The following is a 26,809-nucleotide window of genomic DNA, read 5'->3' on the forward strand; positions in this document are numbered from 1 at the left end:
GTGCGGCAGTCATGACTGCCGCACGCCGCTCCCCGTCGTTTCCCGCCTACTGCTACGCGCAGAGGGTCAGTTGATGTAGACGTGCGGGTTGCCCGCGACCGAGCTGTCGATCACCGGCCCGTAGGTGGCGGTGAAGTAGCCGGTGGCGAAGCAGGTGCTCGGGCCGGACACCTTGGCGAACGCCTGGGAGGCGAACCCGATGGTCTGACCGGTGTTGTCGGTGGTGCCGGAGATGCTGCCGGGCGCGCGGTAGACGCAGGTGGTGGTACCGAGGATGGTGTTCAGCACGACCGTGGTCTGGAGCGGACCGGCCGCCGTCGGGCTGAGGGTCACGGGGTTGCCGGCCGCGTCGCTGACCGAGTTGGTGTACGGCAGGTTGTTGACCGTGATGCTCTTGACGCCGGTGACACCGATGACGTTCGCGGTGCAGGAGCTGAAGGTGTGGCTGTTGAGGCTCTCGGTGGCCACGCCCGGGGCCGCCGGGTTGCTGGTCACCGTGGCGGAGAAGGCGGAGACGGCGCACTTGATGCCGCTCGTGCCGGTGGCACTGGAGTAGAAGGTGGCGTAGCTGCCGGGGACCAGGTTGGCGGTCAGGACGTCGCCGACGGCGACGGCGGGGCCGCCGACGGAGGTGTGGGTCAGCACGGCTGAACCGGCGGCCTGGGCCGGGGTGACGGCTGCGGTCGCCAGGGCGACGGCGGCCAGGGCCGCGGCGCCGAGGGTGCGGCTGATGCGCATGAGGGTGCCTCTCTCCGTACGAGCTGGGTGGGGGAGCCCGCGGATTCGCGCTGGGATCGCGCGGCGGGAGCTGCCGCGGTGCACGCGGCAGGGTGGAGCGGAGTGGGGGTGCTGAGAACCTGCGGACACGCGTCCCGTGCCGTCGGCGGGCCCGGCGCCACGGGCCCCGCCGTCCGGCGAGGAGGTGCGGGAGGTGCGGTGGTGCGGGGGATCGCGGCGGTGCGGCCGTGCGATGAGGTGCCTGAGTGGTGCACGTCGACGGCTGCCACCGCCGGGCATGCGTTCGCCATACTGAACAGTCGGAACGCGTGGAGGTTTCCGTCGGCTCAGCGTCGTTCGATTGGAAACCTGCGAGTGTTGTAAACCAGCCCTTGCGTCAATGTCAATACTGAGCACAGGAGTTGGCGATGGACCTGGATGCCGTTCACGGTGCCGAGGCACTGCTGCTGCCTGGGGCGCGGACCGGCCGCGACCCGGCGCGGTCGATCAAGCGCGGCCCGAGCCGGCTGCCCCCCGGCGTGGTCGCCGCCACCCAGCGGGAACGCCTGCTCGACGGACTGGTCCACACCGTGGCCGAGCACGGCTACCAGCGGGCGACGGTGAGCGACATCTGCCGCGCGGCCGGGGTGACCAGGCCGGTCTTCTACGAGCTGTTCAGCGGCAAGGAGGACGCCTTCCTGGCCACCCACCGGCACGGCACCGGCGTGGTGATCCGGCGGATGGCGGCGGCCTTCGCGGCGGCCCCGAACTGGTGCGCCGGGATCCACGACGCCCTGCGCGCGATGCTCGACCTGCTGGCCCGCGTCCCCGCCTTCGCCACCATGGCGGTGATCGAGGTGGAGTCGGTCGGCCCGGCCGGCCGCCGTGAGCGCGAGCAACTCCTCACCCGGTTCCGGGCGTTCTTCGCCGAGGTGCCCCCACTGCCGGGCGGCGTCGAGGTGCAGCCGCTGGTGGACGCGGTGGTCGGTGGCGTCTACAGCACCCTCTACCGCTGTGTCGACGCCGGCCGGACCGGCGAACTGCCGTCCGAGCTGCCGATGTTGAGCCTGTTCTGCCTGGCGCCCTTCCTCGGTCCGGAGGAGGCCGCCCGGCGGCTGGCCGCGGCTCAGGACCTGGTGCCGGCGCCTGCCTTGGCTCCCGTCCCGGCTCCCGTTCCGGCTTCGGAACCGGCCCTGGAAGCGGGCCCTTCGGTCGCGGACGATGATCCTTCGTGCACCCGTATTGACCCGCCGTCTACTGAGCAGTAGCTTCCCAGTAATCCATCTGCGGTCCGACCGGGCCCGCCCCGCTGCCGAGGGGCGGCCCACCCGGCCGGACCGCAGAACGCTGTCCGCGCCAGGACAACGTGCCAGTGCCTGCACATCCCACCACCCTAGGGAGCACACATGGCCACGTCCGATGACGCCGCCCCCACGCCCGAAAGCACCGACGCGCCCGCCGAGTCGAGAGGGCGGGTCCGCCTCCGGCGCACCGCCCTGATGGCCGTACCGGCCGTCGTCGCCGGCGCCGTCCTCATGACCCTCACCGCGCAGGGCGTCCTCGCCGCCCAGTTCGCCATCTCCGGCATGCCGTTCACCGTCACGGCGGACAGCCTGGAGGGCGTCGGCTTCGAACAGTTCGGCAGCCTGGACCACATGATCGAGGGCAGCCCCAACGAGGGTGACACCGGCGGCCAGGTCCTGGTCGCCGTCTCGGCGATCAAGCAGGCCCAGCTCACCAAGCTCTGCCAGAGCGTCGACCTCGGCGGCATCAATCTGCTGATCAAGGCCGGCGACGACGGCACCCCCGTCATCGCCACCGACCTGACCACCGACTCGGACATGCTCTCCGGTGACGCGTCCTTCAAGAACATCGAGATCGGCGGGGACGCCAGCACCTACACCAAGGCGGGCGTCCAGGGCCTGCCGGGCGTGTTCGGGCAACAGGCCGACACCGTCACCATCAACAACCTGCGGCAGCACAACTACGCCACCACCGCGGGTGCGTTCAAGCTCCCCCACCTGCGGCTGAGCTTCAGCTCGGAGGGCTGCTGACGGTGACCGATCCTGTACCCGACGGCGCCGGCCCGGCCGGGCGGGGCGCCGATGCCGCGGAGGCCGGGGCGGCCGTCGGCGCCGGGGTGTCCGGTGCCGCCGGTGGCTCCGCTGCTTCAGGTGCTCCAAGTGCTTCAAGTGCTCCAGGTGGTTCCGCCGCTTCCGACGCTGCCGCGAGCACGGTGGCCGTCGCGCCCGCACCGCCGTCGACGCCCGTGGCGTCCGCCGGCCCCGCCGGGCCGGCGCACACCGGGCGTGGCTGGCGCGCCTGGCGGGGCCGGCGGCCGTTCTGGGGCGGTCTGCTGGTGCTGCTGGGCGGCGCCGAGGTCCTCTTCACGCTGAAGGCACCGCTGCCGGTCATCCTGCACATCGGGATGCAGGGGATGGCCGGCTACCTGGTGCCGGCCGTGATGACGATCTGCGGCGTGCTGATCCTGTTCAACCCGGCCCAGCGGCTGTTCTACTCCGTGCTCGCGGTGATCAGCTCGCTGGCCAGCTGGGTCACCTCCAACCTGGGGGGCTTCCTGATCGGCATGATCCTCGGAGTGGTGGGCGCCTGCCTGACCTTCGGGTGGCTGCCCGACCAGCCCCCGCGCCGGCGCCGGCTGCGCCGTGCGACCGGGGGCGAAGCGGCCGGCCCGGCCGGAGCCTGAGCCGGGCCGGCGACGGCGCGGCGTCCCGCCTGCGGTGAAGGGAGAGCACCGGAGGCGGGACGCCGCGCCCGTCAGGGTGCCGCCCCTGGTGCGGACGGCGGGGTCGGGAGTCCTGGACACGGGGAGCCTGACGAAACCGGTGGGCCAGGGCCGGCCAGTACGGCACCGTGGAACACCCGCGGCTGCCGCACAGCTGGCGGCAGTACGCGATGGGCTGCCCGACGCACTGCTGCTCGGCCCGCCGCTGCCCGGGGAGGACCTTCGCGACCCGCGGCCGGTCGCCACCGGTCTGCCGCCCGCCCGCGACCGCCATGCCCCGCTCCAGGGGCGGCGCTGAGCCCCGGCCCCGACCTCAGCGGAAGCAGTACGAGTCCGAGGAGGCGTCGCCGCCCGCCAGGTGGGTCTGGTGCACCCGCAGACCGCCGAACTCCGCGCCGTGCGGGTAGAAGTGGGGGTCGACGCTGAGTCCGCCCGCCTCGGTGTCCGCGTCCAGCTTGATGATCCAGGGCTCGATGCCGTCCGGGTAGAACTGGTCGTCCCAGGCGCCGTACAGCGAGTTGGTGAGGTAGAGCCGCCGGCCGTCCCGGCTGATCTCGACCATCTGCGGGCCACCGCTCAGCGGCCGGCCGGGCTCGGCCGGGTGCGGCGTCCGCGCGGCCACCCCGCCGAGCCGCACCGAGCCCGCCGGGCGCGGGTGGAACGGGTCCGAGACGTCGAACTGGAACAACTCCCCGGTGCCCCAGGCGGATACGTACAACCAGCGGTCGTCCACCGACAGGTTGAGGTCCGTCACCAGCGGCGGCACCGCGCCGAACGGTTGCAGCGCCGGCGGCAGGTCCTCCGGCTTCGCCGGCTCGGCCGGTATCTCGATCACCTTGCGCGCGGTGAAGGCCGCCCCCTCCCGGTACCAGAGCCAGACCGAGGAGGAGAGGTCCTCGACGTTGGCCACCACGCCGACGAAGCCCCACTCCGCCTGCGGGTCGTGCGCCGGCCGCAGCTCCAGCACCATCTGGTACTGGTCGCCGAGGTCGACCCGCTGCAGGTGCCGCCCCGAGTCGAGCTCCCAGAAGTGCAGCGCGTGACCGTACTTGCGGCCCAGCAGCAGCTCCGGCACCACGCCGTCCTCGACCATCCACGGCGTGCCCCACTCGCTGGTGACGCCGACGTTGGTCCCCAGGTGCCACCAGACGTCGTAGGCGAAGTGCTGCGGTCCGCGCTCCGTCTCCCAGGCCCGCAGGACGTCGAAGGTGGTGTGGTCGAGCAGCGCCACCCCGCCCGGCCCGTCGGCGCCGTCCCCGCTGCCGAGGCAGGACAGGAAGACGCCGTCCGGCCCGCAGTGCAGCGTGTGCGGGCGGGAGTACCCCGCTCTGGCCGCCAGCTCCTCGGCCGGGACGGTCTTCACCAGCCGCGGCCGCACCGGGTCCGGCCGGGTGTCCATCACGTGCAGCCGGGAGGAGCGCAGCCCGGGCAGCAGCAGGTAGCGCCGCTCCGGGTTCCGGTGGCAGGCGTGCGCGAGCGCGCTGGAGCAGGCGTTCCAGCCGAAGTGGTGCAGCTCGTCACCGAGCCCCGGCAGCTCGGCGAAGTTCAGCACCCGGCCGTAGCTCGGCGAGGCCGGATCGGTGTCCACGGTGATCAGCGCGTCCGGCCGCTGCGCCGACCGGTCGAATCCGGCGACGTAGGCCAGCCGCTCCGGTGGTGCGGCGATCGCCTCCGCCGCTGTGCGGTAGAGGGAGGGATCGTGGTGGCCCGGCTGCGGATGGTCTCCGTGCGGCATGTTCGCTCCTCAACTCGCCTCGTGGGCAAGGAAGGTGACAGTGGCCCGGGCAGCGTGCCACAGAACCGCGGGCGCACAGCAGGCGCACGGGGGGCGGAGCGGCCCGGTCCGGCCCCGCCGCGAGGCCCGCCGGCGCGGTCCGCCGGACCTTTCGCCGCGCCCGGGGCGGCTCCCGCCGGGCAGGGCGGAGCTACCGGCCGGTATCGTCGGTGCTCCGGATGGGCGGTCCTGCCACGGCAGGCGGAGCAGAGAACGGGTACGGCGGACATGGAGTTCCGAGAAGACATCCTGGGTGCCCCCTACGAGGCGGTCGAGCTGCCGCTCGCCCCCGACGAGGAGGGCGCCGTCAGCGCCACCCTGGTACGCCGGCTCGTCCCGGGCAGCGACCGCGCGGTGCTCTACGTCCACGGGTACGTGGACTACTTCTTCCAGACCCACCTCGCCGACCACTTCGTCGAGCGCGGCTTCTCCTTCTACGCCCTCGACCTGCGCAAGTACGGCCGCTCGCTGCGCCCGCACCAGTCGCCGAACTTCGTCCGCGACCTCGCCGCCTACGACGAGGAACTCGACGCCGCGGTGCGGGTCGTCCGGGAGACCGACGGGCACCGCGAACTGCTGGTCAACGGCCACTCCACCGGCGGCCTGGTGACCGCCCTGTGGGCCGGGCGCCGCGCCGGGCGGGGCGTGGTCGACGGACTCTTCCTCAACAGCCCGTTCCTCTCGATGCCCGCCGCCCCGGCCGTCCGCACCCTCGGCGGCCCCGCCGTGCAGGCCCTCGGCCGCCTCGCCGCCACCCGCAAGCTGCCCTCCACGCTCAACCCGCACTACGTGCACAGCCTGCACCGCGACCACCGCGGCGAATGGGACTTCGACCTGGGCCTCAAGCCGGCCGAGGGCTTTCCGCTCTACGCCGGCTGGCTGGCCGCCATCGACCGCGGCCAGCGCCGCGTCCGGCGCGGGCTCGGCATCGACGTCCCCGTGCTGCTGATGGCCTCCACCGCCTCGATCGCCACCACCACCTGGCAGGCCAGGCTGCACCACGCCGACGCCGTGCTGCGGGCCGACGACGTCGCCGCCCAGGGCCCGCGCCTGGGCCGGCACGTCACGATCGTGCGGATCGAGGACGGCATGCACGACCTCGTGCTGTCCGGCGAGTCCGCCCGCACCCAGGTCTTCACCGAGCTCGACCGCTGGCTCGGCGCCTACCTGCCGGCGTCCGGATGAACCCGCCGGGCCCGCACGAGGAGGAGCCGGTCCCGGTCGGGCGGCCGACCGACCTCGGGTACGCCAAGCTCATGCCCGACATCGACCGCGACGGCGGCTGGCTGCTGACCCTCGACGGCACCCCGCAGTCCTACGTCGACCTCGGCGACCCGACCCACCTGGAGTTCGAGTACACCCGGCGGATCGGCCACCTGGTCGACGCCCTCGCCCCCGCCGGGCGGCCGGTCGACGCGCTCCACCTGGGCGGCGGCGCCCTCACCCTGCCCCGCTACCTCGCCGCCACCCGCCCCGGCTCGCGCCAGCGGGTGGCCGAGGTCGACGGCCCGCTGCTCGCGCTCGTCGAGGAGCACCTGCCGTGGCAGGGCCCGGGGGCGGACATCACGACGACGGTCGGCGACGCGCGGGCGGCCCTGGCGGCCGTCCCGGCCGGCTCGCTGGACCTCGTCGTCGCCGACGTCTTCCACGGGTCGCGCACCCCGGCGCACCTCACCTCGGTGGAGTTCCTCCGGCTGGCGGCCGCCGCGCTGCGCCCCGGCGGCTGCTACGCCGCCAACCTCGCGGACGGCCCGCCGCTCGCCTTCGCCCGCGCCCAGGCGGCGACGGTGCGCGCCGTGTTCCCGGAGGCCTGTCTGATCGCCGAGGCGCCGGTGCTGCGCGGCCGCCGCTACGGCAACATCCTGCTGGCCGGCTCCACCGGCCCGCTCCCGGTGGCCGACCTCTCGCGCCGTCTCGCCGCGGACATCTTCCCCGCCCGGCTCACCGAGGGCGCCGACCTGGCCGCCTTCACCGGCCGCACGGCGGCGGTCACCGACGCCGCGGCGACGGACTCCCCGCCGCCCCCGGACGGCGCCTTCAGCGTCGGCTGACAGGCTGCCGCCAGCCCGGCGCGCCGGAGCGCCGCGCGCCCTGGTTCACGCCCCGCGGTGTCAGAATCGGCGGGTCCGAGCCAGGAGCACGTCCGAGAGTCCGAGGGAGCGCGTGATGAGCAACGGCGAGCGGCCCGAGCTGGGGGAAGTGCCGGAGACGGCCCTGTGGACGCTCTGGCACCGGGCGGTGGAGGCCCGGCGGCCGGACACCGTGCTCGACGACCCGAAGGCCGTCGAGCTGGTGGAGCGGATCGACTTCCCCTTCGCCGAGCGCTTCGGCGCCAGCGCCCTGTCCGCCCAGCTCCAGGCGCTCCGGGCGGCCTGCTTCGACCGCGAGGTCGCCGACTTCCTGGCCCGGGAGCCGCGCGGCACCGTGGTCTGCCTGGGGGAGGGGCTGGAGACCCAGTACTGGCGGGTCGACAACGGGCGGGCCCGGTGGCTCACCGTGGACCTGCCCGAGTCGGTGGCCCTGCGCGAGCAACTGCTCCCGCCCGGCCCGCGCCAGCGCTACCTGGCCGCCGACGCCACCGAGCTGGGCTGGACCGAGGAGGTGGACCGCGACCAGGCGGTCCTGATCACCACCCAGGGCCTGCTGATGTACCTCCCGCCGCCCCGGGTGAAGGCCCTGATCGCGGGCTGCGCCGAACGCTTCCCCGGCGGCTCGCTGGTGCTGGACGCCGTACCGCGCTGGTTCAGCCGGCTCACCCTGACCGGGAGGATGCGCTCCCACGACTACGAGCCGCCGCCGATGCCGTGGGCGATGGACGCCCGCGAGCGGGGCGGGCTGCGCACCGCGAGTCCGGCGGTGGCCGCGGTGCGCGACGTCCGGCCGGTCGGCGCCCGAGGCCTGCTCGGGGTCCTCCTCCCGCTCGCCCTCACCGTCCCCCCGCTGGCCACCCACCGCCCCTCGGTCACCGTCCTGGACTTCGCCGGACAGCCGTAGCCGGCGGGATCCCCCGGTGGATCAGGAGGGGCCTCGGCACCAGCTAGGCGCCTTGGCCCAGCGCCGTCTCCGGGGTGAGACGCCGTCAGGCCCGCCCCCGGGTGGGGGCGGGCCTGACGGCGTCGGGGTGACCCGGGGGTCAGTCGGAGGGCTCGACGTCGATGTCGACGCGTTCCTGGTAGAAGGCGATCAGCCCGGTCAGGGCCTCCATGCCGCTCAGCGGGACGGGGTAGGACCAGGCGATGGAGCCGCCCTCGCCGTGGGAGGCGAGCGCGTAGTGCACGGCGTTGCCCTTGTAGGGGCAGTAGGTGCTCTCCCAGGAGGGGGCGAGCAGTTCGCGGCGCACGTCCTCGGGCGGGATGTAGTAGCGGACGGGGTAGCGGCCCTCCAGGACCACGATCGGCCGCTGGCTGTCGGCGAGCACGGTGTCACCGGCGCGCACGACGATCCGGCCGCGTCCGGGCTCCACCAGGATGCCGGCGTTGATGTGGTGCACGGAGCCGGCGGCGGAGAGGTCCGGGGCGGCGCCGGGCCGGGTGCCGTGGTCGGAGCGCTGGTCAGCCACGGGACACCGCCGGGCTCTGGACGGTGCCCGCCGCGCCCGCGCCGCCCGCGGTGCCGCCGGGTGGCGGTGCGGCGGCGGGGGTGCGGGCTTCGGCGAAGCGCGCCCACAGGGCCACGCCCGCCCCGACCGCGCACAGCACCGCGGCGACCAGGACGGCGTGGTCGGTCCCGGCGGCCATCGCGTAGCGCGGCCCGCGGTCGTCGGTGGCCTGGCCGGCGACGGTCAGCGTGATGGCGACGCCGAGCGCCGAACCCAGGTAGCGGGCGGTGTTGTTGGCGCCCGAACCCATGGCCGCCCGGTCGGCGGGCACGCTGCTGACGGCCAGCCGGGCGAGGGCCGCGTTGAGGACGCCGCTGCCGACGCCGGCGAGCACGAGGCCGGGGGCGAAGTGCGTCCAGGAGCCGTCGGGGGTCATGCCGTAGAGGGCGGCCTCGCCGATGCCGCACAGCAGCAGGGAGGCGGCGACCTGGGTGGTGGCGGACATCCGGTTGGCGAGGCGGCGGGCCTGGAGGGCGGAGACGACGGACAGGCCGGACCAGATCGCGAGCACCAGGGAGGCCACCAGGGGGGTCTCCCCGGCGGACTTCTGGAGGGCCATCGGCAGGTAGCTCATCAGGCCGACGATGGCCAGGCCGGTGAACAGCGCGCCGCCGCTGGAGGCGATGAAGCCGGGGCTGCGGAACAGCGCGAGGTCGAGCATCGGTTCGGCGATCCTGGCCTCGACCAGGACGAACAGCACGAGCAGCAGCACGCCGAGGCCGAGCAGGAGCAGGACGGGGGTGCGGCCCCAGCCGTGCCGGCCCTCGGCGAGGCCGGCGATGAGGCAGGAGGCACCGGCGCCGAGGGTGGCGACACCCAGCAGGTCGAGCTTGCGGGGCCGGTCGTTGCGGGACTCCTGCAAGCCGTACGCGGTGAGCGCGATCAGCAGGGCGGACAGCACCGCGAGCACCCAGTACACCGAGCGCCAGCCGCCGGCGCGCTCCAGCAGCGCCGCGTAGACCGGGCCGACGGCGATGCCCAGGCCCACCGAGGCGCCCCACATGCCGAGCGCCCGCACCCGGCCGGGACCGACCGGGTAGACGTGGCCGATCAGGCCGAGGGTGGGGGCGAGCACGGCCGCCGCGGCACAGCCCTGGAGGACGCGGCCGATCAGGAACACGGTGGGGCCGGTGGCGGCCGCGGAGACGGCGGTGGAGATCAGGAGCAGCACCGCGCCGGCGCCGAAGACCCGCTTGCGGCCGTAGTCGTCGGCGGCACTGCCCATCGTGAGGAGCAGGGCGGCCAGGCCGACCAGGGTGCCGGTGAGCACCCAGGTCTGGGCGGAGGAGCCGAGGCCGAGGTCGGCGGCGGTGGGCGACAGGGTGGTGAGCGGGGAGGTGTAGTCGACGAGGACGAGGAGGGTGCCGAAGGCGGCGATCGAGAGGGTGAGGGCCGGGCGGCGGCCCTGGGGCGGCGGGCTGGGCGTCATCGGGGTGGTCCTCGCTGCGATGGGAGGTGGGAGAGGGTCCGATCTAAGGTCTGTTCATTGAACTCAACTGAATCTATCACGCCGGGTTCGGTGAAGGAACCTTCGGCTAGACTGGTCCGCATGGCGCTCGGAACCGATTACGCACAGCAGGACTGCTCGCTCGCCCGGGCGCTGGAGGTGGTGGGGGAGCGCTGGAGTCTGCTGATCGTCCGCGACGCCTTCTACGGGGTCCACCGCTTCAACGACTTCCTCGCTCACCTCGACATCCCGCGTGCGGTCCTCACCAGCCGTCTGCAGGCCCTGGTGGCCGCGGGCGTGCTGCACAAGGAGCCCTACCAGAGCTCCCCGGTGCGCTACGGCTACGTCCTGACGGCGGCCGGGCGCGAGCTGTGGCAGCCGATCTACGGGCTGGCGCAGTGGGGGGAGCGCAACGCCTCCAGCGGCGGGCCGCGCACGGTCTTCAGTCACGCGGCCTGCGGGACGCGGCTCGACCCGCTGGGCGCCTGCCCGGTGTGCGGCGGAGTGGTCGCTCCCGAGCACATCACGATGCAGCCGGGCCCGAGCGCACAGGCCCGGCTGCGCCAGGACCCGGTCTCGCGCGCGCTGGCCAAGCCGCACCGGCTGTTGACGCTGGTGTCGCCCGACGCGGACTGACCCGCCGGCCCGGCGCACGCGCGAACGCCCGCCCGCCCGGCCCCGGAGGGCTGGGCAGGCGGGTCCGTCCGGCGCCGGCCGCGCCCGCGCGGCCCGGCAGGGTGGCAACGGCGAGGTCCGGGGTCCGGGGTACAGGGTCAGCGCGGCTCGGCGACCAGCAGCCGGCTGTCCAGCGGCAGGTCGTGGACCGCCGCGAGGGTGAAGCCGGCCCGCTCCAACAGGCCGGAGTACTCCGCGGTGCTGCGCTCGAAGCCGCCGGCGATGGCGAGCATGTGGACGTCGAACCAGGCGGCCAGGGACGGGGTCCCGTCCTCGGGGATGACGCGCTCGATGATCAACAGGGCGCCGTCGGCGGTGACGGCCTCGCGGATGCGCTCCAGCACCCGGACGCACGCCTCGTCGTCGCGCCCGTGCAGGACGCGCGAGAGCAGGTAGACGTCACTGCCGGCGGGGACCTTCTCGTAGTAGTCGCCGCTCTCGAAGCCGATGCGATCGGCGCCGGGGGAGTCGGCGAGCTCCGTGCGGGCGGCTTCGATGACGTGCGCGGTGTCGAACAGGACGCCGGACAGGGCGGGGTGGGCGCGCAGCACGGTGGTGAGCAGGGCGCCGTTGCCGCCGGCTATGTCGACGACGGTACGGGCGCGGGAGAAGTCGTAGAGGGCGGGGACGGGCTCGAAGAAGGAGGAACTGGCGGCCATCGCCCGGTCGAAGCGGGCGGTGAGCTCGGGGGTGCGGGCGAAGTAGGGGTACATGGCGGCGCCGTGGACGTGTTCGAAGGCGTTCTCGCCGGTGCGCACGGTGTGCAGCAACTGGCCCCAGCCGGCGTAGAACTCGTCGCCGTAGAGCAGGGCGAGGTCGCGCATGGAGCCGTGCTCCTCGGTGCGCAGGGTGCGGCCCAGGTCGGTGGTCCGGTAGCGGCCGTCGGCGTCGGTGGCCAGCACGTCGAGCTCGACGAGGAAGCGCAGCAGCCGGGTCAGCGAGGGCTGGTGGGTGGCGGTGCGCTCGGCGAGTTCGGCGGCGGTGGCGGGCTCGGCGGCCAGGAGGTCGGCCAGGCCCAGGGTGGCGGCGGTGTGCACGGCCTGGGTGGCCCAGGGGCCGATGAGCAGGTCCATCATGCGGCGGGCGGCGGTGTCGGTCATCGTGGGGACTCTCCTGCGATCGGGGTAAGGGGGCCGGAGGGACGTGCGGTCAGGCGAGGGCGAGAGCACGGCGGCGCAGGTTCTCCACGCCGGTGTGCAGGCAGCCGCGGGCGATGGCGTCGCCCTGGATGAGGGTGCGGGAACCGACGTGGGGCCGGGCGCCGATGGCGGTGACCCACTGGACGGACTCGACCGGGGGGCCGTAGGAGAAGCGGCCGCGGTGGGCGGTGCCCCCGGAGTCGAGCAGGCGGAAGGAGACCTCGGCGACGTCGAGGCCGCCGGTGGTGTAGGGCTCGCCCTGCGCGTCGGGGATGACGTGGGGGCGGGCTCCGCCGGTCTCGATCAGGCGGCGCAGCAGCGGATCGGTGGCGCGGCGCACGTCGGTGAGGGCGAGGTGGGCCTCCAGGAGGGCCTCGGTGGCCAGCGGAGCCTCGTCGACGAAGGGGGAGGAGACGAGGAAGCGCCCGGTGGCCTCGTCGGCCTCGACCTTCATGCGCGGGCCGACCAGGTGGACGGTTCCGGCGCGCACGAGGGCGTCGAGCTCCTCGACGCGGGCGGTGGGGGGGCCGCTGGCGATGTAGTTGTTGAGCCCGCTGAACCAGCGGTCCACGTGGTCGCGGTAGGAGCCGCCGCGCAGGCCCTGGTGGGATATCACCTGGCGGATCTCGTCCCGCAGGTCGCGCATGATGGCGGCGGTGGCCTTGAAGGGGCTGCGGGCCGGGCCCAGGGCGGACTGTTCGAGGTCCCAGCCCAGGCGGCCGGTGATCCAGTCCCGGTAGGCGGCGCGGTCGGCGAAGCGGCGCTCGAGGCTGGGGCGGTCGACCTGGTCCCAGTCCCAGTGCTGGTCGGGGTCCTCGAACCGGTCGGTGATCAGCTGCCGCATGGCGGGGGTGTCCCAGTCCAGGTCGGCGTAGGCGGCCAGGAAGCCCTCGCGCTCGGCCTCGGGCGCGTCGGCGAGACGGCTGCGGTAGTAGACGTAGCCGACCTCCTTGGCGATGTAGGGCCACAGGTCGGCGCGGAAGTCCAGTTCGCCCCGGCCGGCGGCGCGGCGCAGGCGGGTGATGACCTCGGCGGTGAGGAAGCGCGGCTGGTAGCGGGGGACGACCTCCAGGTGCACCTCGGCGCGGGCGAGGTAGGGCACGCCGCGCCCCGAGCCGGCGTACAGCAGCGGTTCGCGGCCCGACGGGTGGTAGTGCAGCACGCCGTCCCCGTCGCGCTCGAAGCGTCCGCCGCGGCCCTGGGTGAAGAGGGTGACGTAGTCGTAGAAGCTGAGACCCAGGCCGCGTAGCACCAGGGGCCGGCCGGCCGGGATGGCGTCGAGGTCGCATTCGGCGGGGCTGAGGGGTTCGCGGTAGAGCAGGCCGTGGCGGTCGGCGAAGTCCTTCAAGTCCTGCTGGCCCTTGGTCGGGGCGACGTCGAAGTGGCCCTGGGCGAGGACGACGGCGTCGCACTCCAGGGGCTGCTCCTCGCCGTCCAGGTGCAGGAGCTGGGTGCCGCGGTCGGTGTCGTCGACGGCGGTGGCGCGGGTGGCGTGGACGTGGACGGTGACCTGGGCGGGGGCGGTGCGGATGATCTCCTGCAGGGCCCAGCGCAGGTAGGCGCCGTTGAAGGCGCGGCTGCCGTAGGACCAGGGCAGCATGCCGGAGGCCTCCTGCCGTTCGGCGTCGGTGACGTCGGTGACGCGGCCCTCGGCGACCAGGCGGGCGAACTGGTACTGGGTGGGGCCGGGCAGGATGGGGCCCTCGCAGGGGACGGACTCGTCGGTGAAGACGGTGACGTCGGAGGCGACGGTGTTCATCAGCAGGGAGCGGTCCTGGTCGCGTCGCCAGACGCGGCCGCCGCCGGCGGGGTACGGGTCGATGAGGTGCACCTCGACGGGGACCGTGGGCGCCACCAGCGCGGCGTTGGCGCACAGCCGCTCCAGGGCGACGACGCCGCGCGGTCCGGCGCCCACGATCCCGACACGGAGGATGGCTTGGCTGGTGGTCACAGGGCGGGTTCCTTTCCCGGGGTGGAGGTGGCGCTGTCGGCGGCGGAGCCGCCCGGGGCGGCGGCGTCCTGGGGGAGTTCGCCGAACAGCAGGGGGAAGTAGTCGATGTCGCGGCGCAGGGCCTGGAAGAGCTCCGAGCCGGGCAGCTCGGTGGTGCCGGCGCCGGGGCGGGCGGGGCCGTCGAGCAGCCGGCGGTTGCGTTCGGTGCTGGCGCGGGAGAGCGGCAGGCGGCCGGGGGAGTGGTAGCGCACGGCGCCGTCGCGGTCGCGGCGCGGGATGACCTCGGAGCGGGCGTGGCGGCTGGCGCTGAAGGGGATGTCGAGGCGGCCGGCGGCGAAGGCGGTGACGATCGCGCTGTCCAACCGCGGGGCGGCCAGGACGGGTTCCACGATCTCGGCGGTCTCGCGCAGGATCCACTCCAGTTCCTCGGCGACGGCGCCCTCGTCGACGGTGATGAAGTCGAGCAGGGGGGAGCGGGCGACGGCGGCCAGGCGCAGCCCGGCGGCGTTGGCGGCGGCGTCGGGGATGCCGTGGGCCTCCTGGTAGGTCTTGGTGATGAGCTTGGAGGCGCCGCCCAGGCGGGCGGTGATGGCGCCGTAGAAGATGAGGTCGTCGGCGTGGTGGCGCCGGCGGGGGAAGACGCCCATGAACTCGTGGAGCACGGCGTGGACGTCGAGGCCGGCGGGCAGGTAGCGGGCGGCCAGGACGGGCACGGCGCGCAGGGCGGCGATGTCCTGGGCGAGGTGGCCGCTCTGCGGGTAGGAGACGCTGATGCACCGCACGCCCGCCGCGGCCGCGGCGACGGCCTCCAGCACGCTGATGGCCAGGCTGATGGACGGCGGGATCAGGACCGCGGTGAGGGTGCCGAACAGCTCCCGGTCCATGACCACGCCCAGGTGCGCGAGTTCGCCGCAGAGCTGGTCGACCTCGGTCCAGGCGGCCAGCGAGTCGGCGAGGGGCACGTCCTTGGAGTAGGGCAGGTTGTAGGAGATGCCGCCGCCCTCGAAGGAGGTGATGCCGCAGGCCACGGCGGTGGCGAAGAGCTCGCGCGGGTCGGGGGAGCCGTGCCGGATCTCCAGCGGGACGGCGACCAGTTCGTTCAGCTCCCGTCCGCGCTGCCAGCCGTGCGTGACCAGCGGATAGCCGTTGAGGGTGCGGTGGTCGGTGCGCAGGGCCCGGGCGGCGTGCTCGAAGCGGCGCAGCCGGGTGTGCGAGTCGATGGTGAGGGTGAGCAGGTCGGGGCGGCCTTCGGTCTCCAGCTCCTTGAGCAGGACGGCCATTTCGCGGTGCCCGCCGACCCCGCAGCGCGGCTGCAGGGCGGTGCGTCCGCTGGTCCGGGCGCGGGCCAGCACCTCGGCGGCGGTGGGCTTGCCGAGCTGGGTGATGTAGGCCGCCGACTCCTCCAGGGTGGGCGGCGCGGGGGCGGTGGGCACGGGGGTCACCGGGCGGCGGCGGCCGGGACGCGGTCGGACGCGGTGGGGGCGTGCAGGGCGTCGAGGGTGGGGACGAGGTCGGCGGCGCTGGCGAGCACGCGGTCGACGCCCAGGTCGTAGAGGCGGGTGACGGAGGACTCGTCCTTGACGCTGCCGACCGAGAGGTTGCCGCCGACCACGACCGGGCAGTGGATGCGGCCGGAGCGCTTGGCCTCGGCGAGGCCGTGCAGGTCCTCGTGGATCTGTCCGTTGAGGCTGCCGATGAGGACGGCCTCGGCCTGCGGGTGGCGCTCGCACGCGTCGGCGAACTCGTCGACCGGGGTGCAGGTGCCGAGGTTGACGACGGTGAAGCCGTCGGCGCGCAGGGCGTGGGCGATCAGGTGGTTGGCGACGGCGTGGCTGTCGCTGGCCGCGACGCCGAGGATCACCAGGCGGCCGCCGCGGTCGGGGGCGCCGGTCGGACGGGTGGGCAGGGGCATGGGCGTGGGCATGGGGAACCGCCTATCCGTGGAGTGCGGGCGGGTACGGGGTGGTGTGTGGGGCGGAGCGACCCGAGGGCCTGGCGGTCGTCGGGTGCGGGCGCCCGGTCAGTCGTCGAAGGCGGCGAACAGCTCGCGCTTGCTGACCGAGCGGATGCGGGCGACGTCGAACTCCTCCGGGTCGGCCGCGGAGAGCGAGTCGAAGACCCGGTTGATCGCGGCGACCAGGCCCCACTCGGCCGTGTAGGCCGGCCAGTTGCGGTGGCCGTCGACGAGGTCCTGCTGGCGGGCGAAGATGTAGTCGTGCCACTGCCGGCTGGCGGGGTAGCGGTGGTGGTAGTCGTGGACGACGGTGTCGCCCGTCAACACCAGGTAGCGGGTCGGGAAGTGCACCAGCGCCATCCGGCCGCTCCAGCGCAGCCAGCGCAGCGCGGCGGTGGCGGCGGGCAGGCCGGGGGCGGGCGCCGCCTCACCGATGAAGATCGCGTTGGTCAGGCTCCCGAAGTACTCGCGGCCGCGGCGCACCGTGGTTCCGGGCGCGGGGAAGGTGTGCTTGACGCACAGCCGCAGCGTGTTGCTGATCTGGTAGAGCACGCCGACCGGCACGAACCAGACCACCAGCACGGCCGGCCAGGCCCCCAGCAGTACCGCCGCGACCCCGCCGCCGCCGTACAGGGCGACGGCGACGGCCTTCTCGGCGGCGGCGCTGTTGTGCCAGAAGGAGCGCACCCGGGAGATCGCGAAGGCCAGGTGGAACCGGGGCGAGACGGCCTTGAGCAGCACCCTGCGCCACATCCGGCGCCGGGTCATGCCCGGGTGCAGGTCGAGGCTGATGAGGAAGGCCTGGACGGTGGGGTCGCGCAACGTCATGTGGTGCACGGCATGGTGGTCGGCGACATGCTCGCGGCTGTAGCGCTCGAAGTTCTGGATCACCAGGAGGGCTGAGATGACGTTGCCGATGACGGTGTCCAGCCGGCGGTGTCCGAACATGTTCCGGTGCGAGCACTGGTGGTAGATCATCATCCGCAGGTTCCGCTGGCCGTGCAGGGTCATCGCCCAGCCGGGAAGCAGCAGGAGCAGGAACCAGGTGCCCAGGACGAAGCCGGTCGCCGAGACCGCGGCGCCGGCCAGCACGGACAGTGAGGCGGTGGCCAGGTGGAAGCCGGGTGACAGGGCCACCGGGCGTTGGCCGGCCAGCGGGCGCCCGGTCAGGAAGGTGAGCGGCAGCTGGAGCGGGCCGGGCAGGCGCCGCATGCTCTCGCGCACCGGGTCGGCGGCCGTCTCGTCGCCGGCCGGGCGTGCTGCGGCGGCCGCCTTCGCCGCGGCGGTGGTGCGCGGTGCGGTGGCGCCCTGCGGTGCGGTGGTGGTGCGCGGCGCGGTGGTGCTCGGTGGCGCGGTGGTGGTCTGCGGCGCGTCGTCGGAGTCGGTGTGGCGCGTCGTCGGAGAGTGCGACGCGGTGTTGCCAGGTCTCATGGTGGGCGTGCCTTTCTGCCGGGCGGCGGCATGACGCTTCGCCCGCTCCACCCCGTGGTGCGCACGGGCATGGCGGAGCGGGGCACGGCGATGGTCGTGAAACCGCTGTTCGAACAGCACACAGGTCTGGACAACGGGATGGCGCGAGGAAATGCCCGGCCCACGGCCGGTAGGGCCGGATGAACCGGGAGGAACGCGGGGGCGGCCCGAGGGTGGACGTCCCAGGCGGCGGGCGGCGGGCGGCGCGGCGCCATAGTGGCGCAACCTTGTCATGTCGCCTGCGGTCAGTGCGGCTTTACGCTAACCACGGCTCTCGGATCAAGTCAAGCCGCATCCGAGTGGCGAGTGACATCCCGTCAGCTCTGGTCAGTGCGAACGCGAATGGGTTACGCTCGCCAGAACTGGTGAACGAACCTGACTGGCAATCAGGGAGTGACTCCGCCGGCGGACGAGGGAACGCGACGGGGTCCATTCTGATGCCTGGTGGTACGCAAGGTGCCCCCACCTGGGGGTTTCCATAGGGGGAAGGAACTCACAGTGCAGACCATGCGACAGCCCTGTGGTCGAACCGGATCCACGGCCGCGGCCGGCGCCTTCCGTGCGCCGGTCACCAGATCCAGACACCTCGCGAACCCAGCGCTCTCCGCCCGCACCGTCCGCGGCCTTGCCCGGCCCCGCGCCTGCGCACCCGGCGGCAGACGGCGGCCGCACGACATCTGCGCGCACCAGTGGTCATGAAGGGTCGGCAGGTCCCTGTTGCGCGCCTCCTCGACGAAGGACGGCGCGCGTTCGTGGTCACCGTCCTGCCGGCACCCGGAGCGCAGGGGCAGCGGCACCGCCCGCCGGCCGGTACCGCGCACCGGGCCGACCGCCTGCTGCGCCTCGGCGGTCGGCGCGCCGGACCGCACGGCGCACCCGCTGTGCCGTCGCAGCGCGCCCCTTGCCGTCCTCGGTCGCGTCCGGCCCGCCTGCTCGTCATGGCTGTTCGGGGTGGCCAGGCCGTCCAGAGCCCGGCCCGCCGGCCGGTCGGTCTTCGCGGTGCGCCCCTGCCGGCCCCGCGCCCCCGCGCCCGCCCGGTGTGTCGGAGTCGTCGGTACGGGTGTCAAGTGATCGGCGCCGGAAGGCAGTTCTCGTGACTGTTCGACGGCTCGGCAGTGCGGTCCGTCCGTCGCCCCGATCCCCGTCCCGACCGCCGCCCGCGTCGTCGAGACCTGCGACCGCTGGGCCGCGGGTGCCTGCCGGGCCTCCTGTCGGCTCCCGACTCCCGCCGACGGGCGTCCGGGCGTGCGCTCCATCGCCCGGGGCTCCCCGGGCGGCCCGGTCTGTGCGGTGGCGGCCTGCGCCCGCGCGGAACCGGCCCGCGCCCGGTCGGCGCCGCGCTCGGCCGGTGGTACGGCCGGGCCTGCGGCGAGCCGGCCGCGTGTCCGCGGCGAGCGGCGGGGGTTGTCCGTCTCCAGGCGCGAGCGGTGGTCGGGCGACACCTGGCCGACGGCCAGCCGGGTCTGCTCGGCGTGCCGCTCCGGGCGGAAGCGCCTCGGCCGCCGGCCCGTCGCCGGCTGCTCCGCTGTCGTCACCATGTCACCGCCGCTCCCGCTCCGTCACCGTCACCGTTACCGCTACTGCCGCCGTTCCGTCACCGCTCGGTCGTCGTCACCGCTTCCGCCACCGTCACCGCGCCGCCACCGTCACCGCGCCGCCACCGCCGCCGTCCCGGTGCGCCGATCGCCCCCGAGAGGAGGGACCCTCGATGCCGGTGCTGTCGGACGCGTTCGCCACTCGCATTCCGGCTCCGTTCGCCGAACGGTCTCGGGCCCGCGTGGCGCGGCCCCGAGGGCGACCGCGGGGAAGTCCCGCGGCCGGCGGTCGGGCTCCGGCGACCTGGAACGGCCCGGGCCCGCCCCCTGGCGCACCCCGCGAGGGGTGGCCGGTGCGGCCCGCGGCCGTCCCCGCGCGTCCGTTGTTTGCGACAAAGCTATGACAGGGTTTGTCAACTGGCAATGCCCGGAGCGCAGTCGGCGCCGTCGGAGGGTCTGCTGGTGCCGGTCGTGTCCTCCGCCAGGACGAGGGCGAGCAGGCCGGGGAAGCGCGCGTCGAACTCGGCCCGGCGCAGCCGGTTGAAGCGCCGGGCGCCGGCGTCGCGCTGCTCGACCAGGCCGCTCTGGCGCAACACCGTGAAGTGGTGACTCCTGGTGGCCTTGCTGACGCCCAGTTCGAACGTGCCGCAGGCGCGACTCCAGTCCGCGCTGCCGGCCAGCTCGCGCACGATCGTGCGCCGCACCGGATCGGCGAGCACCTGCAGCACCTCGTGCAGCGTCACCTCCGCCGGGTCCGTGTGCTCCAGGCCGCGCGCCCGCCGGGAGAGGCTGTCACCCGCCGGAGTCACCGCACTTGACGAACCGTCACGGCTGCGACTTTCATTCATGGTGATCGACCTCCATCGAACACTATAGACCGCGAACGCCTCTCGCGGACCAGGACCGACGACTTCCCATCCGAAGGAGGGCCGCCCCGATGAGCGAGGCCATCGAGACCCCCGGGCGCGCCCTGCTCCCGCGCCGCCGCCCCGGCGCCGGCGGGCCTGCCGGCACCTCCGGGCCCGGCGCGGGCGCGCTCGGCTCGGTCTGCCTCGGCTTCTTCATGGTCCTGCTGGACGGGAGCGCGCTCAACGTCGCCCTGCCCGACCTCAGCGCCGAACTCGGCGGCTCCCTGGCCGCGTTGGAGTGGACGGTCAACGCCTACACCGTCGCCATGGCCGCCTGTCTGCTCGGCGGCGGCGCCCTCGCCGACAAGCTCGGTGCCCGCCGCCTGTTCCAGGTCAGTCTGCTGCTCTTCGTCGCGGCCTCGGCCGCCTGCGCGGCCGCCCCCGGCATCGGGGCCCTGATCGCCGCCCGCGCCGTCCAGGGCGTGGCCGCGGGCGGCCTGCTGCCCGCCTCCCTGGCGGTTATCGCGCACATGTACCCCGAAAGCGCCGCCCGTGCCCGGGCCTTCACCATCTGGGGCGGCGTCAGCTCGCTGGCCCTGGTAGCCGGTCCGGTGGCGGGTGGCGCGCTGACCGCGGGCGTCGGCTGGCGGGCGATCTTCCTGGTCAACGTCCCGATCGGACTGGCCGCAGCCGTGGTCTGCGGGCGCAAGGTCGCCCCCTCGCCGGTGCGCGCCGTCCGGCTGGACGTGCCGGGCCAGCTCGCCACCGCAGCCCTGGTCGGCTCCGGCATCGGCACCCTGGTCCAGGCCGGAGCGCTGGGCTGGAGCGCGCCCCTGACCCTGGTCCTGGCCACCATCACCCTCGCCGCCGGCGTCGCCTTCGTCGTCGCCGAACGCCGCGCCGCCCACCCCGTCCTGCCCCTGGACGCCTTCCGCCGCCCCGGCTTCACCCCCGCCCTCACCGTCGGCGCGCTCTACCAGTTCGGTGCCTACGGCGCTCAGTTCGCCATCTCCCTGCACCTGCAACGCCATTGGGGGCGGGACGCGCTCGGGGCCGGCCTCGCCTTCGTCCCCTTCGCGCTCTGCTGGAGCCTGGCCTCCTTCGTCCTGGCCCGCGCCGTCCAGCGCACCGGGGTGCGGGTCCTGCTGATCATCGGCGCGGCCACCGCCGCCGCAGGCGCCCTCACCCTGCTGCCGCTGGCCGCCACCCCCGACTGGTGGCTGTTCACGGCCGGCAGCTGCCTGCTCGGGCTCGGCGCCGGCCTGATGGGCCCCTCGCTGCCCACCCTGGCGCTGCGGGCCCTGCCCCCCGACCGTTCCGGGCTCGCCTCCGGCTCCCTCAACGCCTTCCGCCAGGTCGGTGGAGCGGTCGCGATCGCCCTGTTCGGCCCGGTCCTGGCCGGCACCGGCGCCGGCGGCCTGCGCATCTGCCTGGCGCTGGTCGCGGCCGGCTTCGTGGCCGTCAGCTGGGCGGTGCACCGCAGCGTGCGCTGACCCCGAGCAGCTCCGGCCTCCCGGCCTTCCCCCTCCCATCCCGACCGACGATCCGAGGAGAACGAACACCCATGCGTGCAGTGGTGGTCCACCAGCCCGGCGGCCCCGAGGCCCTCACCCCCGTCGACCTCCCCGACCCGGTGCCGGGCCCCGGCGAGGTCCTGGTCCGTACCGGCGCCATCGGCGTCAACTTCAAGGACGTCTACGAACGCGAGGGGCGTACCGGCGCGACCGTCCCCTTCACCCCCGGCTGCGAGGGCGCCGGCACCGTCGTCGCCACCGGCCCCGGCGTCACCTCACCCGCCGTCGGGGACCGCGTCGCCTGGTGGGCCGCCCCCGCCAGCTACGCCGAACTCGTCGTCGTGCGGGCCGACGCCACCGTGCCGGTGCCCGACGACATCCCCGACACCGATGCCGCTGCCGTCCTCCTCCAGGGCCTCACCGCCCACTACCTGACCACCAGCACCTGGCCCGCCCGCAAGGGCGCCACCGCGCTGGTCCACTCCGCCGCCGGCGGCCTGGGTTCCCACCTGACGCGCCTGCTCGCCGCCGCCGGGGTCCGGGTGATCGGCACGGTCTCCAGCCCGGCCAAGGCCGCCGCCGCCGCCGCGGCCGGTGCCGAGGAGGTGATCGTCCGCACCCAGCAGGAGTTCGCCGCCCGGGCGCGCGAGCTGACCGGCGGCCGCGGCGTGGACGTCGTCTTCGACGGCATCGGCCGCGACACCTTCGGCGCCGGCCTGACCTGCCTGGCGCGCCGCGCCACCTTCGTCCTGGCCGGTGCCGCCTCGGGCCCCGCCCCCGCCCTCGACCCCCAGTCCCTCGCCGGCCACGGTTCCGTCTTCCTGACCCGCCCCACCCTGGTCGACCACGCCACCGACCCCACCGAACTGCGTGCCCGCGCGGCCGAGGTCTTCGACTGGCTGCGCGAGGGCCGCCTCACCCTCACCATCGCCGCACGGCACCCCCTCGCCGATGCCGCCGCGGCCCACACCGCCCTCCAGTCCGGCCACACCACCGGCAAACTCCTCCTGCTCCCCACCGCCTGACCGCCGTGCGGGCGCCCCCGTCACCGGCTCCCCGGGGCGCCCGCCGGCCACGGTACGGAGTCGTCACGAGGTCCCCGCTGTGCTCAGCGGCCTGCTGTTCCGGTCACCCGCCGCGGCTTTCCCGGTCCCCCCGCATGTTGCGGATCGCCCCTTCGGCCCGGGAGGGCGAACCGCAGGCCGGGAGGAGCGCCGGAGCCGGCCAGGTCACCGCCCCACCGACGGCTCAGCCGCGGGAATCCCGGCAGGCTACGCCCCTGGCTGCCACGAGTACGGCGTCAGGCCGCGTCCGGTAGGGCCTGCCGGCGGGGCGGCCGGGTGCGTGCTGCGGGTGCGCACCCTCGTCGTCAGTTCCCGTCCGAGTGGGCCCGGAGGTCGGCCAGAACCCGCCGGAGCCCCTCGACCGTCCGGTCGAAGGCCGCGGGCTGCTGCTGGGCCCGGGCCAGGACGTACCCGCCCTGCACGGCCGCCATGACCAGTGAGGCCGTCGCCGCCGGGTCGGTGCCGGGCCGCAGCTCGCCCGTACGCACCCCCTCGGTGAGTACCGCGGTCAGCCGTTCGTCGAGCCAGCCGAAGAACTCGGCCAGCGGGGCGCGGAGGCGCTCGTCGGTGACGATGTCGTAGTCCTGGGTCAGTCGCCCCATGCGGCAGCCCGCCAGCGGGTCGCGTTCGAGGTCGAGGAACGCGTTGACGCGGTCGACGGCCCCGCCCTCGCCGCCCAGCGCGGTCTCGGCCCGGGTGCGGAGCTCCTCGCTCATCCGCGCCATGGCCGCCAGCGCCAGCTCCGCCTTGCCGGAGAAGTGGTGGTACATGCTGCCCTGCCCGGCCTGCGCGCGCTCCAGGACCTTGGCCGGACTGGTGCCGGTGTACCCGCGTTCCCAGAGGAGTTCGGCCGCGGCGCGGGTCAGCGCCTCCTTCTTCGTCATGCCGCTCAGTGTACCTACCACTCGTTACAGCGGAACCGGGCAAGACCGGACCGGAAAGCCGGACCACAGCCCGGTGCACCGGATACGGACAGAGGCGCGACAACCCGCCCGAACCTCAGGCAGACGGTCAGATTCCTACCCTGGTGGTTAGACTCCAGCACGGAGGCGAGTTCCTTGGACCGGCCTCCTCCTTCTGGCCCTGCCCAGTGGTTTCAGTGTGGCCCGGTCACGACTCCGGGCGGCGATCGTCGAGGACGGTGGCTCTTTGATCGGCGCGCAGATCGCCGGCTACCAGCTGGAACGCGAGATCGGCCGTGGCGGGATGGCCGTCGTCTATCAGGCGAAGGATTTGCGGTTGAACCGCATGGTGGCGCTGAAGCTGCTCGCGCCCGAGCTGGCGCGGGATGACGTCTTCCGTCGACGCTTCATCCAAGAGTCGCGTGTTGCCGCGGCTATCGACCATCCACATATCGTGCCGATCTTCGCGGCTGGGGAGTTCGACGGTTTCCTGTACATCGCCATGCGCTGTGTCGAGCTGGACCTGGGAGCCCTGCTGGACCGGGACGGGCGCCTTCCCGTGACGACTGCGCTGCTCATCGCCGGGCAAGTGGCGTCGGCACTGGATGCGGCGCACGAGCACAACCTCGTCCACGGGGATGTGAAGCCCGGGAATATCCTGGTTGCCAGGAGCAGCGGCAGCGAAGATCCCTACTATGCATATCTCACGGACTTCGGGATCACGAAATCACCGGACGCCCCCATCGTGTTGCAGCACTTCATCGGAACCGTGGACTACGTCGCGCCGGAGCAGATCTTGGGCAGTCCGGGGGACGGGAGGTCCGATCTGTACAGTCTGGCCTGCGTCGTCTACGAGGCCCTGGCCGGTGAACCGATGTTCCAGCGTGACGATGACCTCGCGCTGTTGTGGGCGCACCAGTACGAGCCGCCGCCGGACTTGTCCCGGAAGCGCCCGGGGATCGCGCCGACCGTCGACCGCGTGATGGCGAAAGCCCTGGCCAAGCCTCCTGCGGATCGCTACAGATCGTGTCGGGAGTTCGTGACCGCGTTGCGTTCCGCCGCACGCATCGGGGAGACGGACTCTCCGTAGCGGAACGTCGGATCTGACGCGACTCAAGCCGTCAACGCCGATGGCGCCGTGATGCTCCGCTCAGGTGACGTGCGAGAGGCCGGGGGTCCCACGGCCACCTCCAAGTTCCGGGCTCGGGCATGCTGCAGTGGTGACCCGTGGACGCTGGTGGCAACGCCGATCGCAGAATCCAAGCGGTCGGTACGCGCCAGACCTATGGCCTGTGTGGATCGTGGCCTGCCTTGCTGTTGTCGCGGTCTGCTGTGCCGGAATCGGTGGGTACTGGTTGGTGAGTCGGCTCACGGAAGGGCCGGCCGACGGGCCGAACTCCGCAGAGACCACCAGCGCGGCAGACGCCATCAGACTCACCATCGCCATTCTGACGGTGTTTGGTGCGGTGCTCGCCGGCGTCTACGCCTATCGGAAACAGCGAATCGCCGAAGGGGAAGCTCATCGGTCGGACGCCACCCAGTTCGCCGAGCGCTACACCACCGCGGCCGGCCAGCTCGGCCATGACACACCGGCGGTACGCCTTGCCGGCGTGTACGCGATGGCCCGGCTGGCCGATGACTGGGAGGACCAACGCCAGGTCTGCATCGATGTGCTGTGCGCTTATCTGCGCATGCCCTATGAATGGGACCCCGAGTCCGAGAGGTACCGGAAGGGAGAACGGGAGGTCCGGCACACCATCATCCGGGTCATTCGCGACCACCTTCAGGGGCGGCAGGAACGGACGTCCTGGTCGGCCTACGCGCTTGATTTGACGCGCGCCACCTTCGACGGAGGTGACTTCTCCGGCAGCCACTTCCACGGCAGCGTCTCCTTCGCCGGTGCCGAATTCATCGGAGATTCGTTCATCTTCGACGAAGCGCGGTTCAGCGATGGCACGGTCGTCTTTCGCGGCGCACGGTTCAGCAGCTGCACGGTCAGGTTCGACAAAGCCCGATTCGACGGCGGCACCGTCAACTTCGACGAGGCGCGGTTCAGCAGCGGTACTGTCGCCCTTCGTGGCGCTCTGTTCGACCCGTCCGGAACAATCACGTTCCAGGACGCGCGGTTCAGTGGCGGGACGGTCGCCCTCGACGAGGCCGAGTTCAATGGTGGCACGGTCAGCTTCGAGCGGGCGCGGTTCACCGACAGCACCGTCACCATCAACCATGCGAGGTGTACCGCCGGCTCGCTCGCCTTCCACCGTGCGCAGTTCAAAGGTGGCACGGTCAGCTTCGACCACGCGCAGTTCGTCGGCGGCGTGGTCGCCCTCGACGATACGGAATTCACGGACAGCACGGTCAGCTTCTACGCCGCGCGGTTCGCTGATGGCACCATCACACTTGACTACGGACAGTTCACCGGCAGCACGGTCACCTTTCATCACGCACGGTTCGGCGGGGGCAGGGTCACCCTCGACCGCGCCAGGTTCACAGGGGGCATGCTCTCCTTCGTCCGTGCCCAGGTGACCGAGGGCGTCGTCGCCTGCGAGGAAGCGCAGTTCAGCGGCACCAGCGTCCGCTGGGGCCGCCTGCGGCCACCGGAGGGGTGGAGGGCGTGACGTCGTGGCCCTCCGACGTGTCCGGTCGCCGGTCGCCGGTCGTCGGTCGCCGGTCGATCCTCCGTCACCGTCCTGGACTTCGTTCCGGGGCCGAAGGCTGCGACCCCGAGGCACTCACCCCGGAAGCCCAGGGGAGGGTGAGGCTCACCTGGAAGCCGCCGCCGGCGGCCGGGCCGGTGGTGAGGGTGCCCCGCAGCATCGTGGCGCGCTCGCGCAGGCCGGTCAGGCCGTGGCCGCTGCTGGGTAGGCGGAGCGGTGGCCGGGTGGTCGGGTCGGGGGGCCCGTTGTGGACGCGGAGGCGCAGGAGCGTGGGGTCGCGGTCGAGGCGGATGGACACGGTGGCGCCGGGCGCGTGCTTGCGGGCGTTGGTCAGGCTCTCCTGGACGGTCCGGTAGACGGCGTGCACCACGGGCCCCGGCAGCTGGTGCTCCGCAGGTCTTCGTTCTGCACGATTACCCCCCCCGTGATGAGGAACTGCCGACATCGGCACTCGAAATACCCGCTTCATGACCAGGGAGGAAATCCGCCACCCGGGTGGGCGGCCGCTGCGCCCGGCCTACGAGCTGTCGCCCGGGAAAAGGGGCACTGGCAAGGAAGGTAACCGGGCTTGAGGCCGCATTTCAAGAGATTTGGAAGTGCCGGAAATGATGATCGGACCAGGTCTCGCCGGAATGCCCATGGACGAATGGAAGATCCGGACGGCCAAGGGGCGTGAATACGTCTTCGACAGCGAACAGGAAGCCCGCGAAGCCCTGCCGGAATACGGCGACGGCAGCACCGTCTGGAAGCGGAAGGTCTATCGCGGGATCGCCGACGTCACCATGTCACCCGAGGGCTGGACCCAGATCCACTGACCG

General features: G+C 73.5%; 24 protein-coding genes. 12 read left to right on the plus strand and 12 right to left on the minus strand.

Annotation, left to right across the window (positions count from 1 at the left end; all coding sequences use genetic code 11):
• Positions 1–66: 66 nt before the first annotated feature.
• Entirely contained in the window at positions 67–738 is a 672-nt protein-coding gene (locus ACFWA9_RS05475) for a Tat pathway signal sequence domain protein (protein WP_359808001.1), read from the minus strand.
• A 407-nt stretch (positions 739–1,145) separates the two neighbouring features.
• Between ACFWA9_RS05475 and ACFWA9_RS05480 the strand changes: the two genes are divergently transcribed.
• The 3 genes from ACFWA9_RS05480 to ACFWA9_RS05490 all read left to right on the plus strand — a co-directional run bounded on the left by ACFWA9_RS05480 (position 1,146) and on the right by ACFWA9_RS05490 (position 3,424).
• Positions 1,146–1,985 (plus strand): TetR/AcrR family transcriptional regulator, encoded by an 840-nt coding sequence (locus tag ACFWA9_RS05480; RefSeq protein ID WP_380383325.1) that lies wholly within the window; start codon positions 1,146–1,148, stop codon positions 1,983–1,985.
• Positions 1,986–2,123: 138 nt separating this feature from the next.
• Positions 2,124–2,771, plus strand: coding sequence for a DUF6230 family protein (locus ACFWA9_RS05485; protein ID WP_380383326.1), 648 nt, complete (start codon positions 2,124–2,126; stop codon positions 2,769–2,771).
• Positions 2,772–2,986: 215 nt separating this feature from the next.
• Positions 2,987–3,424: a DUF6114 domain-containing protein gene (locus ACFWA9_RS05490; protein ID WP_352292930.1), complete on the plus strand. Its 438-nt coding sequence runs from the start codon at positions 2,987–2,989 to the stop codon at positions 3,422–3,424.
• Positions 3,425–3,776: 352 nt separating this feature from the next.
• On the opposite strand, the gene ACFWA9_RS05495 is transcribed toward ACFWA9_RS05490, so the two are convergent.
• Complete coding sequence (locus ACFWA9_RS05495) at positions 3,777–5,198, minus strand: selenium-binding protein SBP56-related protein (protein WP_352292932.1); 1,422 nt, start codon at positions 5,196–5,198, stop codon at positions 3,777–3,779.
• 267 nt (positions 5,199–5,465) lie between these two features.
• Here ACFWA9_RS05495 and ACFWA9_RS05500 point away from each other — a divergent pair, with 267 nt between their 5' ends.
• The 3 genes from ACFWA9_RS05500 (at position 5,466) to ACFWA9_RS05510 (ending at position 8,231) form a co-directional block, all read left to right on the plus strand.
• Complete coding sequence (locus ACFWA9_RS05500; RefSeq protein ID WP_380383329.1) at positions 5,466–6,422, plus strand: alpha/beta hydrolase; 957 nt, start codon at positions 5,466–5,468, stop codon at positions 6,420–6,422.
• A gap of 71 nt (positions 6,423–6,493) precedes the next feature.
• On the plus strand, positions 6,494–7,288 hold the full coding sequence (locus tag ACFWA9_RS05505; RefSeq protein WP_380383331.1) for a spermidine synthase: 795 nt from the start codon (positions 6,494–6,496) through the stop codon (positions 7,286–7,288).
• A gap of 115 nt (positions 7,289–7,403) precedes the next feature.
• Positions 7,404–8,231 carry a class I SAM-dependent methyltransferase gene (locus ACFWA9_RS05510; RefSeq protein WP_380383333.1) on the plus strand — a complete coding sequence of 276 codons (828 nt, stop codon included), beginning with the start codon at positions 7,404–7,406 and terminating at the stop codon, positions 8,229–8,231.
• Between the two features lie 139 nt (positions 8,232–8,370).
• Here the strand turns inward: ACFWA9_RS05510 and ACFWA9_RS05515 are convergent, their stop codons facing one another.
• Together ACFWA9_RS05515 and ACFWA9_RS05520 are read right to left on the minus strand one after the other, a co-directional pair.
• Positions 8,371–8,796: a DUF427 domain-containing protein gene (locus ACFWA9_RS05515; RefSeq protein ID WP_359837582.1), complete on the minus strand. Its 426-nt coding sequence runs from the start codon at positions 8,794–8,796 to the stop codon at positions 8,371–8,373.
• Entirely contained in the window at positions 8,789–10,264 is a 1,476-nt protein-coding gene (locus tag ACFWA9_RS05520; protein ID WP_380383335.1) for an MFS transporter, read from the minus strand. The genes ACFWA9_RS05515 and ACFWA9_RS05520 overlap by 8 nt, the downstream gene beginning before the upstream one ends.
• Positions 10,265–10,384: 120 nt before the next feature.
• Here ACFWA9_RS05520 and ACFWA9_RS05525 point away from each other — a divergent pair, with 120 nt between their 5' ends.
• The gene (locus tag ACFWA9_RS05525; protein WP_329486093.1) at positions 10,385–10,918 is read left to right on the plus strand and encodes a helix-turn-helix domain-containing protein; all 534 of its coding nucleotides are present in this window, start codon (positions 10,385–10,387) and stop codon (positions 10,916–10,918) included.
• Positions 10,919–11,055: 137 nt separating this feature from the next.
• Here the strand turns inward: ACFWA9_RS05525 and ACFWA9_RS05530 are convergent, their stop codons facing one another.
• From ACFWA9_RS05530 to ACFWA9_RS05555, 6 genes are all read right to left on the minus strand, one after another.
• Positions 11,056–12,057: a methyltransferase gene (locus ACFWA9_RS05530; protein ID WP_380383337.1), complete on the minus strand. Its 1,002-nt coding sequence runs from the start codon at positions 12,055–12,057 to the stop codon at positions 11,056–11,058.
• Between the two features lie 49 nt (positions 12,058–12,106).
• Positions 12,107–14,047: an FAD/NAD(P)-binding protein gene (locus ACFWA9_RS05535; protein ID WP_380383338.1), complete on the minus strand. Its 1,941-nt coding sequence runs from the start codon at positions 14,045–14,047 to the stop codon at positions 12,107–12,109.
• Complete coding sequence (locus tag ACFWA9_RS05540) at positions 14,044–15,480, minus strand: methylaspartate mutase (RefSeq protein ID WP_380383340.1); 1,437 nt, start codon at positions 15,478–15,480, stop codon at positions 14,044–14,046. The genes ACFWA9_RS05535 and ACFWA9_RS05540 overlap by 4 nt, the downstream gene beginning before the upstream one ends.
• Before the next feature lie 5 nt (positions 15,481–15,485).
• On the minus strand, positions 15,486–15,959 hold the full coding sequence (locus ACFWA9_RS05545; RefSeq protein ID WP_380383341.1) for a cobalamin-dependent protein: 474 nt from the start codon (positions 15,957–15,959) through the stop codon (positions 15,486–15,488).
• A gap of 108 nt (positions 15,960–16,067) precedes the next feature.
• Entirely contained in the window at positions 16,068–17,432 is a 1,365-nt protein-coding gene (locus ACFWA9_RS05550) for a fatty acid desaturase (RefSeq protein ID WP_380383343.1), read from the minus strand.
• Positions 17,433–19,419: 1,987 nt separating this feature from the next.
• Positions 19,420–19,854 carry an ArsR/SmtB family transcription factor gene (locus tag ACFWA9_RS05555; protein WP_380383346.1) on the minus strand — a complete coding sequence of 145 codons (435 nt, stop codon included), beginning with the start codon at positions 19,852–19,854 and terminating at the stop codon, positions 19,420–19,422.
• An 89-nt stretch (positions 19,855–19,943) separates the two neighbouring features.
• Here ACFWA9_RS05555 and ACFWA9_RS05560 point away from each other — a divergent pair, with 89 nt between their 5' ends.
• Positions 19,944–21,347 carry an MFS transporter gene (locus tag ACFWA9_RS05560; RefSeq protein ID WP_380383349.1) on the plus strand — a complete coding sequence of 468 codons (1,404 nt, stop codon included), beginning with the start codon at positions 19,944–19,946 and terminating at the stop codon, positions 21,345–21,347.
• 71 nt (positions 21,348–21,418) lie between these two features.
• Positions 21,419–22,393: a quinone oxidoreductase gene (locus ACFWA9_RS05565; RefSeq protein ID WP_352292957.1), complete on the plus strand. Its 975-nt coding sequence runs from the start codon at positions 21,419–21,421 to the stop codon at positions 22,391–22,393.
• A 344-nt stretch (positions 22,394–22,737) separates the two neighbouring features.
• On the opposite strand, the gene ACFWA9_RS05570 is transcribed toward ACFWA9_RS05565, so the two are convergent.
• On the minus strand, positions 22,738–23,316 hold the full coding sequence (locus ACFWA9_RS05570; RefSeq protein ID WP_380383352.1) for a TetR family transcriptional regulator C-terminal domain-containing protein: 579 nt from the start codon (positions 23,314–23,316) through the stop codon (positions 22,738–22,740).
• Positions 23,317–23,638: 322 nt separating this feature from the next.
• Between ACFWA9_RS05570 and ACFWA9_RS05575 the strand changes: the two genes are divergently transcribed.
• A complete protein-coding gene (locus tag ACFWA9_RS05575) occupies positions 23,639–24,424 on the plus strand; it encodes a serine/threonine-protein kinase (RefSeq protein ID WP_380383494.1) in 786 nt (261 codons plus the stop codon).
• A 202-nt stretch (positions 24,425–24,626) separates the two neighbouring features.
• Complete coding sequence (locus tag ACFWA9_RS05580; protein ID WP_380383355.1) at positions 24,627–25,952, plus strand: pentapeptide repeat-containing protein; 1,326 nt, start codon at positions 24,627–24,629, stop codon at positions 25,950–25,952.
• Positions 25,953–26,016: 64 nt separating this feature from the next.
• Here the strand turns inward: ACFWA9_RS05580 and ACFWA9_RS05585 are convergent, their stop codons facing one another.
• Complete coding sequence (locus ACFWA9_RS05585) at positions 26,017–26,361, minus strand: ATP-binding protein (protein ID WP_380383358.1); 345 nt, start codon at positions 26,359–26,361, stop codon at positions 26,017–26,019.
• A gap of 268 nt (positions 26,362–26,629) precedes the next feature.
• Here ACFWA9_RS05585 and ACFWA9_RS05590 point away from each other — a divergent pair, with 268 nt between their 5' ends.
• A complete protein-coding gene (locus tag ACFWA9_RS05590) occupies positions 26,630–26,806 on the plus strand; it encodes a hypothetical protein (RefSeq protein WP_380383361.1) in 177 nt (58 codons plus the stop codon).
• Positions 26,807–26,809 lie beyond the last annotated feature (3 nt).

The organism is Kitasatospora sp. NPDC059973, from assembly GCF_042737525.1.
Taxonomy (GTDB): Bacteria; Actinomycetota; Actinomycetes; order Streptomycetales; family Streptomycetaceae; genus Kitasatospora.

Coding starts and splice junctions, on each gene's coding strand:
- ACFWA9_RS05475 (WP_359808001.1), bottom strand. CDS start 738: ATGCGCATCAGCCGCACCCTCGGCGCCGCGGCCCTGGCCGCCGTCGCC.
- ACFWA9_RS05480 (WP_380383325.1), top strand. CDS start 1,146: ATGGACCTGGATGCCGTTCACGGTGCCGAGGCACTGCTGCTGCCTGGG.
- ACFWA9_RS05485 (WP_380383326.1), top strand. CDS start 2,124: ATGGCCACGTCCGATGACGCCGCCCCCACGCCCGAAAGCACCGACGCG.
- ACFWA9_RS05495 (WP_352292932.1), bottom strand. CDS start 5,198: ATGCCGCACGGAGACCATCCGCAGCCGGGCCACCACGATCCCTCCCTC.
- ACFWA9_RS05500 (WP_380383329.1), top strand. CDS start 5,466: ATGGAGTTCCGAGAAGACATCCTGGGTGCCCCCTACGAGGCGGTCGAG.
- ACFWA9_RS05505 (WP_380383331.1), top strand. CDS start 6,494: ATGCCCGACATCGACCGCGACGGCGGCTGGCTGCTGACCCTCGACGGC.
- ACFWA9_RS05510 (WP_380383333.1), top strand. CDS start 7,404: ATGAGCAACGGCGAGCGGCCCGAGCTGGGGGAAGTGCCGGAGACGGCC.
- ACFWA9_RS05520 (WP_380383335.1), bottom strand. CDS start 10,264: ATGACGCCCAGCCCGCCGCCCCAGGGCCGCCGCCCGGCCCTCACCCTC.
- ACFWA9_RS05525 (WP_329486093.1), top strand. CDS start 10,385: ATGGCGCTCGGAACCGATTACGCACAGCAGGACTGCTCGCTCGCCCGG.
- ACFWA9_RS05530 (WP_380383337.1), bottom strand. CDS start 12,057: ATGACCGACACCGCCGCCCGCCGCATGATGGACCTGCTCATCGGCCCC.
- ACFWA9_RS05545 (WP_380383341.1), bottom strand. CDS start 15,959: ATGCCCCTGCCCACCCGTCCGACCGGCGCCCCCGACCGCGGCGGCCGC.
- ACFWA9_RS05550 (WP_380383343.1), bottom strand. CDS start 17,432: ATGAGACCTGGCAACACCGCGTCGCACTCTCCGACGACGCGCCACACC.
- ACFWA9_RS05555 (WP_380383346.1), bottom strand. CDS start 19,854: ATGAATGAAAGTCGCAGCCGTGACGGTTCGTCAAGTGCGGTGACTCCG.
- ACFWA9_RS05560 (WP_380383349.1), top strand. CDS start 19,944: ATGAGCGAGGCCATCGAGACCCCCGGGCGCGCCCTGCTCCCGCGCCGC.
- ACFWA9_RS05565 (WP_352292957.1), top strand. CDS start 21,419: ATGCGTGCAGTGGTGGTCCACCAGCCCGGCGGCCCCGAGGCCCTCACC.
- ACFWA9_RS05570 (WP_380383352.1), bottom strand. CDS start 23,316: ATGACGAAGAAGGAGGCGCTGACCCGCGCCGCGGCCGAACTCCTCTGG.
- ACFWA9_RS05575 (WP_380383494.1), top strand. CDS start 23,639: ATGGCCGTCGTCTATCAGGCGAAGGATTTGCGGTTGAACCGCATGGTG.
- ACFWA9_RS05590 (WP_380383361.1), top strand. CDS start 26,630: ATGGACGAATGGAAGATCCGGACGGCCAAGGGGCGTGAATACGTCTTC.